This window comes from Variovorax sp. GW823-FHT02B07 (genome assembly GCF_058797695.1).
The window spans coordinates 55,634-68,317 of the sequence record NZ_JBXAJX010000002.1; the positions used below are offsets into that span (position 1 = coordinate 55,634).

Consider the following 12,684-nt stretch of genomic DNA (forward strand, 5'->3'; position numbering starts at 1 on the left):
CGCCCGTTGACTCGATGAACGGCACCCACCCCATGCATCCGCTTCTTCGCTCTTCGCGTCGCCGGCGCGCGACCGGCACCGTGCTGTTCGCCGCCGCGCTGCTGGCCGGCTGCGCCGCGACCGCACCCGGCAACGGCACTGGCAGCGGTGAAGTCATCATCAAGCGCGACCGCTACGGCGTGCCGCACGTCTACGCCAGCGACACGCGCGGCCTGTTCCACGGCTTCGGCTATGCCGTCGCCGAAGACCGGCTCTACCAGCTGGAGATGGCGCGGCGCTCGGGCAACGGCAGCGTGGCCGAGGTGCTGGGGGCCGAGTTCATCGCGACCGACAAGGCCACGCGCGCCAACATCGATCCGGTGTCGATCCGCCGCCAGATCGATGCGCTGAACGCGGACGACCGCGCCATGTTCGAAGGCTATGCCGCGGGCGTCAACGCGCGCATCCGCGACGTGCTGGCCGACCGCGGCAAGCTGATGCCGCGCGAGTTCATCGACAACGGCTTCGAGCCCGCGCCCTGGACCGCGGACGACGTGGCCATGGTCTGGATCGGCCTCATCCTCAACCGCTTCTTCGCGGGCACGGCGGAGGTCGCGAACCTCTCGCTGCTCAACCAGCTCAAGGCCGCGCGCGGCGACGTGGCCGGCCTGCAGCTGTACGAGCAGCTGCGCTGGCTCGAAGACCCGACCGCGCCGACCATCGTGCCGCGCGGCAACGCGAACCGGCTGGCGAGCGCCGAGCCCGGCGACGCCGCGCTCGCGCCGGTCTCCGCGCAGGCCGCGGCCGACTTCCGCGCCACGCAGGTCGCCCGCATGGGCCTGGCCGCCACCGAAGGCATGCCGACCGCCAGCAACGCCTGGGTGCTCGGCCCCTCGCGCACCAAGGAAGGCGTGGCCGTCCTGTACAACGGCCCGCAGCAGGGCTTCAACAACCCGTCGTTCGTGCACGGCATCGGCCTGCACGGCGCGGGCTACGACCTCACGGGCCTCACACCCATCGGCCTGCTGCCGGTGCTGTTCGGCACCAACGGCACCATCGCCTGGGGATCGACGGTGGGCTCGCTCGACACCAACGACATCTACCAGGAAGAACTGAACCCGGCCAACCGCCACGAATACAAGTACGACGGCGCTTACCGCCCGATGACCCGGCGCACCGACGTCATCCGCGTGAAGGGCGCCGCGCCGCAGAGCGTGGACATCTACGCCACGGTGCACGGCTTCGTGCAGAGCTGGGACGTGGACAACGCCCGCGCCTACACCGCGCGCAGCACCTGGCAGGGCCGCGAGGTCGAGACCATGCTCGGCTGGGCGCGTGCCGCACGGGCGCGCGACTGGTCGGGCTTTCTTGCACAGGGCGAGCGCGTGGCCGCGTCCATCACCTGGTTCTACGCCGACGTGGCGGGCAACATCGGCGCCGTGGGCCTGGGCCGCATGCCGCGCCGCCCGGCCACGCAGGACATCCGCTTTCCCGCGCGCGGCGACGGCAGCATGGAGTGGCAGGGCAGCCTGCCGTTCAGCGCCAACCCACGCGCCTACAACCCCGCGCAGGGCTACCTCGCGAGCTGGAACAACCAGATCGCCGAAGGCCTGCGCGCGGACGGCGCGAACTTCTCGCACGTCGACCGCGTGGCCGAGATCCATGCCCAGCTGCAGGGCACGGCCAAGCTGGGCGCCGACGAGATCTGGCGCGTGAGCCAGGGCGCGGCATTGGCCGACCTGAACGCGCGCTACTTCGTGCCCCTCATCGTCGACGCGGCCAAGGGCCTGCCGGCCGGCGACCCCGCGCGCCGCGCGGCCGACCTGCTCGCCAACTGGGACCTGAAGAACCGCGTCGCCCCGGGCGGCGAGGTGTACGACAACCGCGCCACCACCGTGCTGCGCGCCTGGCTGGCTGCGATGTCGCGGCGCCTGCTGGCCGACGACCTGCCACCGGCCGTGTTCGCCACCTACGCCAACCTCGGCTACCCCACGCTCACGCCGCGCGGCTCGCCCGGCAGCGCCCAGCCTGCGGCCGTGGCCAAGCTGCTGTGGAACGCGCTGAGCGGCCCGGCCTCGGGCGTGCCGCAGCGCCATGACTTCTTCAACGGGCAGGACCCGCGCACGATGGTGCGCGCCGCGCTGACCGATGCGGTGGGCGAGCTGCGCACCCGCCTCGGGCCCGACATGGCCGCGTGGACCACGCCCGTGGTGCGCCACCGCTTCTCGCGCATCAACGCCATCGGCGTGCCGTGGGCCGGCGCGGGCGACGAGCCCGAGGTCAGCCCCTACATGAACCGCGGCACGCTCAACTACCGCGTCGTGCTGCGCCCGGGCGCGCTCGACATGTGCTCGGTCGCCGCGCCGGGGCAGAGCGGCTTCGTGAGCCCGGCCGGCGTGCGCGACCGCCACTACGCCGACCAGCTGGCGCTGTTCGAGCGCTTCGAATGCAAGCCGGAGCGGCTCACGCCCGCGCAGGTCGATGCCGACCTCGAATCGCGCCGCACCTTGCGCTACTGACCCGTCCCTCGTCCCCATTCCAACCCCCGAAGAGGAAGCTCCCATGAAGAAAATCTCCCGCCTTGGCCTCGCGCTGCTGGCCGCCTTCACCGCCGTCGGTGCGGCGGCGGCAGACCTCAAGATCGGCTTCATCAGCTCGCTCTCGGGGCCGGTCGCGGCGCTGGGCGTGCCCTACGAGAAGGGCATCCGCGCGGCCATCGCCGAGCGGCCCGAGATCGGCGGGCGCAAGGTGCAGCTCATCGTGCTCGACGACGCCTCCGACCCGACCACCGCCGGGCGCAACGCGCGCAAGCTGGTGACGGAAGACAAGGTCGACGTGCTCATCGGCACCTCGGGCGTGCCGGGCGCGATGGCCATCGCCTCGGTGGCGCGCGAGCTCAACACGCCGCTCATCTCGCCCACGCCCGTGACCATTCCGGGCGCGGACGGCGCATGGACCGTCACCGTGTCGCAGCCGTTCCCGCTCATGGTGGCGGGCGTGGTCGAGCGCATGCAGAAGTCGGGCGTGAAGACGGTGGCCTTCATCGGCTTCTCGGACGCGCTGGGCGACCTGGCCTACGACTCGCTCGTGAAGAGCGCCGCCACCGCGGGCATCAAGGTGGTGGCCAACGAGCGCTATGCACGCAGCGACTCGTCGGTGGCCGGGCAGATCCTGAAGATCGTCGCGGCGCGGCCCGACGCGGTGTTCGCGGGCAACTCCGGCACACCGGGCGCGCTGCCCTACCTGGCACTGGCCGAGCGCGGCTACAAGGGCAAGATCTACGGCACGCACGGCCTCATCAACGCCGACTTCGTGCGCGTGGGCGGCACGGCCATCGACGGCCTGCAGGTGCCCAGCGGCCCGGTGCTGGTGGCCGACCAGCTGCCCGACAGCAACCCCATCAAGAAGGTCGCGATGGGCTTTCGCAGCGCCTACCAGAAGGCGAACGGCGCGGTGCCCACCGATGCCTTCTCGTCGTACACCTACGACGCCTACCTGCTGCTGGCCGATGCGGCCTCGCGCACCAAGGGCGAGCCCGGCACGCCGCAGTACCGCACGGCGCTGCGCGATGCCATCGTGGGCACGAAGGAGCTGGTGGGCACGCACGGCATCTACACCTTCAAGCCCGACGACCGCTACGGCTCGGACCAGCGCGGCGTGGTCATCGTGCAGATGAACAAGGGCCAGTGGAAGCTGGTCCCCTGACCTCGGTTTAACCGAAGCCCACCGCCATGACCGCCTACCGCAACCGCCCCGATCTCGTCGCGGCGCTGGTCCGCGACGACCGGGTGCACCGCGACCTGTACCTCAGCGACGAATTGTTCGCGCTGGAGCAGGAGCGCCTGTTCGCCCGCACCTGGGTCTTCCTGGGCCATGCCAGCCAGGTGCCGGCGGCGGGCGATTTCATCACGCAGGAGATCGCGGGCCGCCCGCTGCTCATGGTGCGCCAGCCCGACGGCGCGGTGCACGTCATGTACAACCGCTGCGCCCACAAGGGCACGCAGCTCGTGACCGACGAGAGCGGCAACACCGGCCGCTTCTTTCGCTGCCCGTACCACGCGTGGACCTACAAGCTCGACGGCGCGCCGCTGGGCCTGCCGCTGAAGAACGGCTACGAGGGCACGCAGCTCAAGGCCTGCGAATCGGGGCAGGGGCTGTCGGTGGTGAAGCACGTGAAGGTGTACCGCGACTTCGTGTTCGTGCGCTTGTCCGACACCGGCCCCTCGTTCGAGGACTACTTCGGCGACGTGCTCGGCGCGCTCGACAACATGGTCGACCGCTCGCCCGAGGGCAAGCTCACCGTGGGCGGTGGCGTGCTGCGCAACATCGTCCATTGCAACTGGAAGATGTACCTGGAGAACATCAACGACACGGTGCACCCGATGTCGACGCACGAGTCGGCCACCAAGGCGGCCGAGGCGCTGTGGGAAGGCCACGCGCCCACCGACCCCAAGCCGATGGCGATGGAGCAGATATTGCCCTTCGGCTCGGGCTACGAGTTCTTCGACCAGATGGGCGGGCGCGTGTTCGCCAACGGCCACAGCGTGCTGGGCGTGAACTTCAGCATCCACTCCAACTACGCGCAGTTGCCCGAGTACGAGGCCGCGATGCAGGCCGCGCACGGCGCAGCGCGCGCCGCCGACATCCTGCAGCGCTCGCCGCAGAACTCGGTGCTGTACCCCAGCCTGTCGGTCAAGGGCTCGCCGCAGGCCATCCGCGTGATCCGCCCGCTGGCGGCCGGCCGCACGCTCATCGAGGCCTGGAGCTTCCGCGCGGCCGGTGCGCCCGCGCTCTTGTTCGAGCGTGCCATGAGCTACAACCGGCTCGTGTTCTCGCCCATGTCGGTGGTGGCGCACGACGACGTGCACCTGTTCGAGAGCATCCAGAAAGGCCTGCACGCCGGCGGCAACGAATGGATCAGCCTGCACCGCAACCACGACCCGGCCGAGACGCAGCAGGCCACGGTGACCACCAACGGCACCAACGAGCTGCTCATGCGCAACCAGTTCCGCGCCTGGGCCCGGGCCATGACGCCGGAGGTGGCAGCATGAACGACCCGCGCGACTTCATCGCCCACGAGGCGGCCCTGCTCGACGCGCGCCGCTTCGACGACTGGCTGGCCCTGTTCGCCGACGACGGCCACTACTGGGTGCCGCTGCTCGGCGCGGCGCAGGCCGATCCGTTCTCGCACAACTCGCTGGCGTACGAAGACCGGCTGCTGCTGCAGCTGCGCGTGGAGCGCCTGAAGAACCCGCGCGCGCATTCGCAGCACCCGGCCAGCCACAGCCAGCATGTGCTGCAGCCCTCGCGCATCGAGGAAGAGGGCGCCGACGACGTGCGCCTGCGCACGCCCTTTCTCTACATCGAGGCGCGCGGCGACGATCAGATCCTGCTGAGCGGCACCGCCCGCCATCACCTCGTCCGCACCCCCACGGGCTGGTCCATCCGCGAGAAGCGCGTCGACCTGCTCAATGCCACGCGCGCGTTGCCCGCGATCCAGTTGTTCATCTGAGTTTCTGTTCCTTCCATCCTTCCTCACTGGAGCTACGACATGAAGAACCTGATGCAGACCTTGACGCGCGGTGCCCTCGCCGCGGCGCTGACCGCCTGTGGTGTGGCGAGCGCACTGGCGGCCGACCTCAAGGTCGGACTCAGCGTGTCGCTGTCGGGGCCCAACTCCTCGCTGGGCGTGCCGTACGCCAAGGGCATGCAGGCCGCGCTGGCCTACAAGGGCGAGGTCAACGGCCGCAAGATCCAGCTCGTGGTGCTCGACGACGGCTCCGACCCGACCACGGCCGGGCGCAACGCGCGCAAGCTCATCGAGGACGAGAAGGTCGACGTGCTCATGGGCACCTCGGGCGTGCCGTCGGCCATCGCGATGGCGCAGGTGGGCAAGGAGGCCAAGACGCCGATGATCGGCCTCACGCCCATCCTGCTCGACCCCAACGAGAACCCGTGGGTGATGACGGTGGCGCAGCCCACGCAGCTCATGATCGACGCCGTGGTCGAGCGCATGAAGCGCAACAACGTCAAGACCGTGGGCTACATCGGCTTCTCCGACGCCTGGGGCGACCTGGTGTACGAGGCCCTCAACAAGGCCGCGCCCGCCGCCGGCATCAAGGTGGTGAGCAACGAGCGCTACGCGCGCGCCGACGCCTCGGTGACCGGCCAGGTGCTGAAGATCGTGGCGCTGCGCCCCGACGCGGTGATGACCGGTGGCGCCGGCACGCCGGGCGCGCTGCCGTTCCTGGCGCTGCAGGAGCGCGGCTTCAAGGGCGGCGTGTACGGCCAGCACGGCCTGATCAACCCCGACTTCGTGCGCGTGGTCGGCGCGGCCGGCCAGAACGCGCTGATGCCCACGGGCCCGGTGATCGTCGCCGAGCAGCTGCCGGCCGACTACCCGACCAAGAAGATCGCGACCGACTTCCGCGCCGTGTTCCAGAAGGTCAACAACGCACCCACCAGCGACGCCTTCTCGGCCTACTCGTTCGACGGCTGGCTGGTGTTCGCCGACGCTGCTTCGCGTGCCATGAAGAAGGCCGAGCCGGGCACGCCCGAGTTCCGCGTGGCGCTGCGCGACGCCATCTTCAGCACCAAGGAAGTGGTCGGCACGCACGGCGTCTACACCTTCAAGCCCGGCAGCCTGTACGGCGTGGACGAGCGCGCGCGCGTGATCGTCAAGCTCGACAACGGCCAATGGAAGCTCGCCCCTTGAATCTCCCGTTTTTCTTCACGACAACGACAACGATGACTCCGACAGAGGTTTTTCTATGAACTGGGACGTGGCATTGATCCTCGTCACCGACGGCCTGGCCAACGGTGCCGTCTATCTGCTGGCCGGGCTCGGGCTGGTGCTGATCTTCTCGGTCACGCGGGTGGTGTTCGTGCCGTTCGGCGACATCGCGGCCTTTGCCGCGCTGTCGCTGGCGGCCTTCGAAACCGGCCGCGTGCCGCCGACCATCGGCATGGTGGCGGTGCTGGCCGCGCTGGCGCTGGCCACCGAGATCGGCAGCCTGCTGCGGCGCGGCGAGGCCGCGCGCATCCCGAAAGCGGTGCTGATGTGGGGCGTGCTGCCCGCCATTCCGTGCGTGCTCGCCTGGCTGGCGGCGCGGCCCGGCGTGCCGGTGGCGGTGCACATCGCGGTGGCGGTGCTGCTGGTGGTGCCCATCGCGCCGCTGCTGGCGCGCGTGGTGTTCCAGCCGATCGCCGACGCCTCGGTGCTGGTGCTGCTGATCGTGTCGCTCGCGCTGCACTTCCTGCTCTCGGGCCTGGGCCTGCTGTTCTTCGGGCCTGAAGGCTCGCGCACCACGCCGCTCACGAGCGCGGTGTTCACGCTGGGCGACGGCTTCACGGTCAGCGGCCAGGTGGTGCTGATGGTGGGGGCGGCCGTGGTGCTGAGCGGGCTGTTCTTCCTGGTGTTCGAGCGCACGGTGGCCGGCAAGGCGCTGCGCGCCACGGCCGTGAACCGCGTGGGCGCACGGCTGGTCGGCATCCGGCCGGTGCGCACGGCGCTGCTGGCCTACGGCTGCGCCTCGCTGCTGGCGGGGCTCATCGGCGTGCTGATCGCGCCGGTGACCACCATGTACTACGACTCGGGTTTCATCATCGGCCTGAAGGCCTTCGTGGCAGCGATCATCGGCGGGCTCGTGAGCTACCCGATGACGGCCATCGGCGCGCTGGCGGTCGGCGTGGTCGAGAGCTTCGCGTCGTTCTGGAGCGGCGCGCTGAAAGACGTGATCGTGTTCAGCCTGCTGATCCCGGTGCTCATGCTGCGCTCCTTCATGGCGGCCCATTCGGAAGAGGAAGAAGACGAGGTGGACCAATGAACGGCAACACGAAACGCATGGCGTGGATCGCGGGCGTGATCGTCGTGCTGGCCCTGGTGCCGGCCGTGGCGGGCAGCTTCACGGTCTCGCTGCTGAACGACATCGGCATCGGCGCGCTGGTGGCGCTGGGCCTCGTGCTGCTCACCGGCGTGGGCGGCGCCACCTCGTTCGGCCAGGCGGCCTTCGTGGGCATTGCGGCCTACGCCACGGCCTGGCTCACGACCGCGCAGGGCCTGTCGCCGTGGCTCGGCCTCTTGTTCGCGCTGCTGCTCACGGGCCTGTCGGCACTGGCCATCGGCATGCTCACCTTGCGCCTGGGCGGGCACTTCCTGCCGCTGAGCACCATCGCCTGGGGGCTGTCGATCGCGATGCTGTTCGGCAACGTCGATGCGCTCGGGCGCCACACGGGCCTGTCGAACATCCCGCCGCTGCAGATCGGCGGCTGGTCGCTGGCCGATCCGCGTGCGATGTACTACCTGATCTGGGTGGTGGTCGGGCTGGCCTGCCTGTTCAGCCACAACCTGCTGCAGTCGCGGCCCGGGCGCGCCATCCGCGGGCTGCGCGGCGGCGCCACGCTGCTGGCCAGCGTGGGCGCGGATGCGTACCGCGTGCGGCTGTCGCTGTTCGTCACGGCGGCGCTGTTCGCGGGGCTGGCGGGCTGGCTCTATGCGCACATGAACCGCTTCGTGAGCCCGTCGCCCTTCGACGTGCGTGCCAGCATCGAGTACCTGCTGATGGCCGTGGCCGGCGGGCTCGGGCAGCTGGCGGGCGCGCTGGTGGGCGCGGCGCTGGTGCTGGTGCTGAAGAATGGCCTGCAGGACGTGCTGCCGATGCTCACGCAGCGTGCGGGCCAGCTGGAGGCCGTGGCCTTCGCGGCGCTGTTCATCCTGCTGCTGCACTTTGCGCGCGGCGGCGTGATGGGCCTGCTGCGGCGCTGGACGCGCCGGCGCGCCGCGCCTCAGGGCGCCTCGCGCTACACCGGTGCGCCGGTCGAGCCGCTGCCGCACCGGCAGCTGCCGGCGCGCGGCACGCAGGTGCTGTCGGTCAACGGCGCCGTGAAGCGTTTCGGCGGTCTGGTGGCGGTGAACGACGTGAGCTTCGACGTCAAGGCGGGCGAGATCATCGGCCTCATCGGGCCCAACGGCGCGGGCAAGTCGACCATGTTCAACCTGCTGACCTGCACGCTGCCGATGAGTGCGGGCCAGGTGCGCTTTCTCGAGCACGACATCGCCGGCATGCCGCAGCGCGCGGTGGCGCGGCTCGGGCTGGCGCGCACCTTCCAGCACGTGAAGCTGCGCCCGCACATGAGCCTGCTGGACAACGTGGCGCTGGGCGCGCACTCGCGCACCCGCTCGGGCATCCTGAAGGCGGGCCTGCGGCTCGATCGCACGGAAGAAAGCCAGATCCTGCAGGAGGCGCAGCGCCAGCTCGACCGCATCGGCCTGGGCGACCGCGCGCACGAGCTCGCGGGCAGCCTGCCGCTGGGCACGCAGCGCATCCTGGAGATCGCGCGCGCGCTGGCCGCCGACCCCGTGCTGCTGGTGCTCGACGAGCCCGCGGCCGGCCTTCGCCGCAAGGAAAAGATGGCCTTGGGCGACCTGCTGCGCAAGCTGCGCGAGGAGGGCGTGACCATCCTGATCGTCGAACACGACATGGACTTCGTGATGAAACTGGTGGACCGCTTGGTGGTGATGAACTTCGGCTCCAAGCTCGTGGAGGGCGTGCCGTCGGCGGTGCGCGCCGACGAGCGTGTGCAGGCCGCGTATCTCGGGAGCGTTGTATGACCGCGATGCTGGAGATTGGCGATCTGCACGTGTCGTACGGGCAGGTCGAGGCCGTGCGCGGCGTGTCGCTCGACGTGCAGCGGGGCCAGATCATCTCGGTGATCGGCCCCAACGGCGCGGGAAAGACCACGCTGCTGGCCGCGGCGATGGGCCTGCTGCCGTGCAAGGGCACGCTGCGCTTCGAAGGTGAAGACCTGCAAGGGCTCGACGTGGAGTCGCGCGTGGAGCGCGGCCTGTGCCTCGTGCCCGAGCGGCGTGAACTGTTCGGCGAGCTCACCGTGCTCGACAACCTGCAGCTCGGCGCCTACGCCAAGCGGCTGCGCGGCGACGCGATGAAGCGGCAGCTGCAGTCGGTGTACGACCGCTTCCCACGCCTGGCCGAGCGCCGCGCGCAACGCGCCGACACGCTCTCGGGCGGCGAGCGGCAGATGCTGGCCGTGGGCCGCGCGCTCATGTCGGCGCCGCGCCTGCTGATGCTCGACGAGCCCAGCCTGGGGCTGGCGCCGCTGATCGTGCGCGACATCCTCACCATCGTGCGCAAGCTGCGCGACGACGGCGTGTCGATCCTGCTGGTGGAGCAGAACGCGCGCGCCGCGCTCGAAAGCTCGGACGAAGGCTACGTGCTGGAGACGGGCGAGATTGCGCTGTCCGGTGCTTCCGGTGACCTCGCCAGCGACCCGCGCGTGCAGGCCACCTACCTCGGCGGAGGCACGCACGATGACGAGTGACCCGCGCGCGGTGCCGCCGGCGCAGCGCACGCTGCCCGCCATGCTGCAGCGGCAGGCGACGCTGTTCGGCAACCGCCCGCTGCTGCGTATCGCGGGCCGGCAGTGGACGCATGCCGACGCGGCCGACGCGGCGGCCACGCGTGCCGGTGCGCTCGCGCAGCACGGCGTGGCGCGCGGCGACCGCATCGCCGTGATGTGCGGCAACCGCATCGAGTTCCTCGACACCTTCCTCGGCGCGGGCTGGCTCGGTGCGTCGGTCGTGCCGGTCAACACCGCGTCGATGGGGCCGCAGATCGAGTACTTCCTCGCGAACAGCGAGGCGAAGCTGCTGGTGATCGAGGCCGGCTTTCTGGAGCGGCTGGCCACGGCCGACCTGGCCCGCACGGCGCTGCGCGAGGTGTGGGTGGTGGGCGAGCCCGAAGCGCCGTGGACGCCGCCCGCCGGCGTGCGCGTGTCGGCCTACCCGCCGGGCGCGCAGGCCCTGCAGCCCGCTGCGGTGCAGCCGGGCGACCCGCTCGCCATCCTCTACACCTCGGGCACCACGGGCCCGGCCAAGGGCGTGATCTGCCCGCAGGCGCAGTACTTCTGGTGGGGCGTGAACAGCGCCGAGGTGCTGGGCGTGGGCCGCGACGACGTGCTGTGCACCACGCTGCCGCTGTTTCACATCAACGCGCTCAACACCTTCGCGCAGGCCGCGCTCACCGGGGCCGAGGTGGTGTTCGAGTCGCGCTTCTCCGCCTCGGGCTTCTGGCCGGCGATGCGCGCCAACGGCGCGACCGTGGTCTACCTGCTCGGCGCGATGGTGCCGATCCTTCTGGCCCAGCCCGAAGGCGAGGGCGAGCGCAACCATCGCGTGCGCACCGGCCTCGGGCCCGGCGTGCCTGCGGCGGCAGGGCAGGCCTTCCAGGCGCGCACGGGCGTGGCGCTGCTCGAAGGCTACGGCTCGACCGAAACCAACTTCGCCATTGCCACCGCGCCCGATTCGCCGCGCGGCGGCGTCATGGGCTGGCTGCGCCCCGGCTTCCAGGCCTGCGTGGCCGACGAAGACGACGTGCCGCTGCCACCCGGCGAGGCCGGCGAACTGCTGCTGCGTGCCGACGAGCCCTATGCCTTTGCCAGCGGCTACTTCCACATGCCAGAGAAGACCGTCGAGGCCTGGCGCAACCTGTGGTTCCACACGGGCGACCGCGTGGTGCGCGATGCCGACGGCGCGTTCCGCTTTGTCGACCGCATCAAGGACGCGATCCGCCGGCGCGGCGAAAACATCTCGTCCTTCGAGGTCGAGCAGGTGCTGCTGAGCCACCCCGGCGTGGCCTCGTGCGCGGTGTACCCCGTGCGCTCCGAGCTGGCCGAAGACGAGGTGATGGCCGCACTGGTGGCGCGCGAGGGCGTCGCCATCGACCCGGCCGAACTGGCGCGCTTCTGCGAAGGCCGCCTGCCGTACTTCGCGGTGCCGCGCTACATCGACCTCCTGCCCGACCTGCCGCGCACCGAGAACGGCAAGGTGCAGAAGTTCAAGCTGCGCGAGCGCGGCGTGGGGCCGCAGACCTGGGACGGTCGGCCCGCCAAAGCCGGATGACGCACGCCACCGCGCTTCCACTGGCAGGGCGCGTGGCCTTCGTGACCGGCGCAGGGCAGGGGCTGGGCGCGGCCATCGCGCGCGCCCTGGCGCAGGCCGGTGCGCGCGTCGCGCTGGCCGACATCGACGAAGCCAACGCCCAGGCCGTTGCCGCCGAGGTGAACGGCCTCGCGCTGCCGCTCGACGTGCGCGACGAGCAGGCCTTCAACGACCGCTTCGCGCAGGCCGTGGCGCACTTCGGCGCCGTCGACATCCTGGTCAACAACGCGGCGCGCACGCCGACCACCTCGCTGTGGGACATCACGCCCGCCGAGTGGGACGACGTGCTCGCCATCAATCTGCGCGGCAGCTTCTTCGGCTGCCGCATCGCCGGAAAGCACATGCGCGAACGCGGCGCGGGCCGCATCGTCAACCTGGCCTCGCTGGCCGGGCAACAGGTCAGCAGCGCCACCGGCGTGCACTACGCGGCCAGCAAGGCCGGCCTGCTGGCGCTGACGCGTGCCTTTGCGCAGGAACTGGCGCCGCACGGCGTGACCGTGAACGCGCTGGCGCCCGCCGCCATCGACAGCCCCGCGCTCGCTGCGCTGGCGCCCGAGCGGCAGCAGGCGCTGAAAGCCGGCATCCCGCTGGGCCGCTTCGGGCTGGCCGACGAGGTGGCCGCCGCCGTCGTCTACCTGGCCTCGCCGGCCGCGGCCTTCATGACCGGGGCGACGCTGGACCTCAACGGCGGCCGTTTCATGCGGTAGCACCCTGCTGGTGCGCAAATGGCTAAAATGATTCAGAACTAA

Annotated in this window: 10 protein-coding genes; all 10 read left to right on the plus strand. The window is 70.8% G+C overall.

Annotated features, from left to right (window positions below; all coding sequences use genetic code 11):
• Positions 1–32 precede the first annotated feature (32 nt).
• The 10 genes from AC1RGU_RS11425 to AC1RGU_RS11470 are packed head-to-tail and all read left to right on the plus strand — an operon-like array spanning position 33 to position 12,642.
• Positions 33–2,498: a penicillin acylase family protein gene (locus tag AC1RGU_RS11425; protein WP_492699963.1), complete on the plus strand. Its 2,466-nt coding sequence runs from the start codon at positions 33–35 to the stop codon at positions 2,496–2,498.
• A gap of 43 nt (positions 2,499–2,541) precedes the next feature.
• Positions 2,542–3,684, plus strand: coding sequence for an ABC transporter substrate-binding protein (locus tag AC1RGU_RS11430; protein ID WP_070062345.1), 1,143 nt, complete (start codon positions 2,542–2,544; stop codon positions 3,682–3,684).
• 26 nt (positions 3,685–3,710) lie between these two features.
• Entirely contained in the window at positions 3,711–5,030 is a 1,320-nt protein-coding gene (locus tag AC1RGU_RS11435) for an aromatic ring-hydroxylating dioxygenase subunit alpha (RefSeq protein WP_492699961.1), read from the plus strand.
• On the plus strand, positions 5,027–5,491 hold the full coding sequence (locus AC1RGU_RS11440) for an aromatic-ring-hydroxylating dioxygenase subunit beta (RefSeq protein WP_492699959.1): 465 nt from the start codon (positions 5,027–5,029) through the stop codon (positions 5,489–5,491). The genes AC1RGU_RS11435 and AC1RGU_RS11440 overlap by 4 nt, the downstream gene beginning before the upstream one ends.
• Before the next feature lie 39 nt (positions 5,492–5,530).
• Complete coding sequence (locus AC1RGU_RS11445; protein ID WP_062474987.1) at positions 5,531–6,694, plus strand: ABC transporter substrate-binding protein; 1,164 nt, start codon at positions 5,531–5,533, stop codon at positions 6,692–6,694.
• A 55-nt stretch (positions 6,695–6,749) separates the two neighbouring features.
• Entirely contained in the window at positions 6,750–7,805 is a 1,056-nt protein-coding gene (locus tag AC1RGU_RS11450; RefSeq protein ID WP_070062349.1) for a branched-chain amino acid ABC transporter permease, read from the plus strand.
• Entirely contained in the window at positions 7,802–9,589 is a 1,788-nt protein-coding gene (locus AC1RGU_RS11455; protein ID WP_062474982.1) for a branched-chain amino acid ABC transporter ATP-binding protein/permease, read from the plus strand. Before AC1RGU_RS11450 ends, AC1RGU_RS11455 begins: the two co-directional genes overlap by 4 nt.
• Positions 9,586–10,317 (plus strand): ABC transporter ATP-binding protein, encoded by a 732-nt coding sequence (locus tag AC1RGU_RS11460; protein ID WP_095950531.1) that lies wholly within the window; start codon positions 9,586–9,588, stop codon positions 10,315–10,317. The genes AC1RGU_RS11455 and AC1RGU_RS11460 overlap by 4 nt, the downstream gene beginning before the upstream one ends.
• The gene (locus tag AC1RGU_RS11465; RefSeq protein ID WP_492699956.1) at positions 10,307–11,896 is read left to right on the plus strand and encodes an ATP-dependent acyl-CoA ligase; all 1,590 of its coding nucleotides are present in this window, start codon (positions 10,307–10,309) and stop codon (positions 11,894–11,896) included. The genes AC1RGU_RS11460 and AC1RGU_RS11465 overlap by 11 nt, the downstream gene beginning before the upstream one ends.
• Positions 11,893–12,642: an SDR family NAD(P)-dependent oxidoreductase gene (locus AC1RGU_RS11470; protein ID WP_492699954.1), complete on the plus strand. Its 750-nt coding sequence runs from the start codon at positions 11,893–11,895 to the stop codon at positions 12,640–12,642. Before AC1RGU_RS11465 ends, AC1RGU_RS11470 begins: the two co-directional genes overlap by 4 nt.
• Positions 12,643–12,684 lie beyond the last annotated feature (42 nt).

Coding starts and splice junctions, on each gene's coding strand:
- AC1RGU_RS11425 (WP_492699963.1), top strand. CDS start 33: ATGCATCCGCTTCTTCGCTCTTCGCGTCGCCGGCGCGCGACCGGCACC.
- AC1RGU_RS11430 (WP_070062345.1), top strand. CDS start 2,542: ATGAAGAAAATCTCCCGCCTTGGCCTCGCGCTGCTGGCCGCCTTCACC.
- AC1RGU_RS11435 (WP_492699961.1), top strand. CDS start 3,711: ATGACCGCCTACCGCAACCGCCCCGATCTCGTCGCGGCGCTGGTCCGC.
- AC1RGU_RS11440 (WP_492699959.1), top strand. CDS start 5,027: ATGAACGACCCGCGCGACTTCATCGCCCACGAGGCGGCCCTGCTCGAC.
- AC1RGU_RS11445 (WP_062474987.1), top strand. CDS start 5,531: ATGAAGAACCTGATGCAGACCTTGACGCGCGGTGCCCTCGCCGCGGCG.
- AC1RGU_RS11450 (WP_070062349.1), top strand. CDS start 6,750: ATGAACTGGGACGTGGCATTGATCCTCGTCACCGACGGCCTGGCCAAC.
- AC1RGU_RS11455 (WP_062474982.1), top strand. CDS start 7,802: ATGAACGGCAACACGAAACGCATGGCGTGGATCGCGGGCGTGATCGTC.
- AC1RGU_RS11460 (WP_095950531.1), top strand. CDS start 9,586: ATGACCGCGATGCTGGAGATTGGCGATCTGCACGTGTCGTACGGGCAG.
- AC1RGU_RS11465 (WP_492699956.1), top strand. CDS start 10,307: ATGACGAGTGACCCGCGCGCGGTGCCGCCGGCGCAGCGCACGCTGCCC.
- AC1RGU_RS11470 (WP_492699954.1), top strand. CDS start 11,893: ATGACGCACGCCACCGCGCTTCCACTGGCAGGGCGCGTGGCCTTCGTG.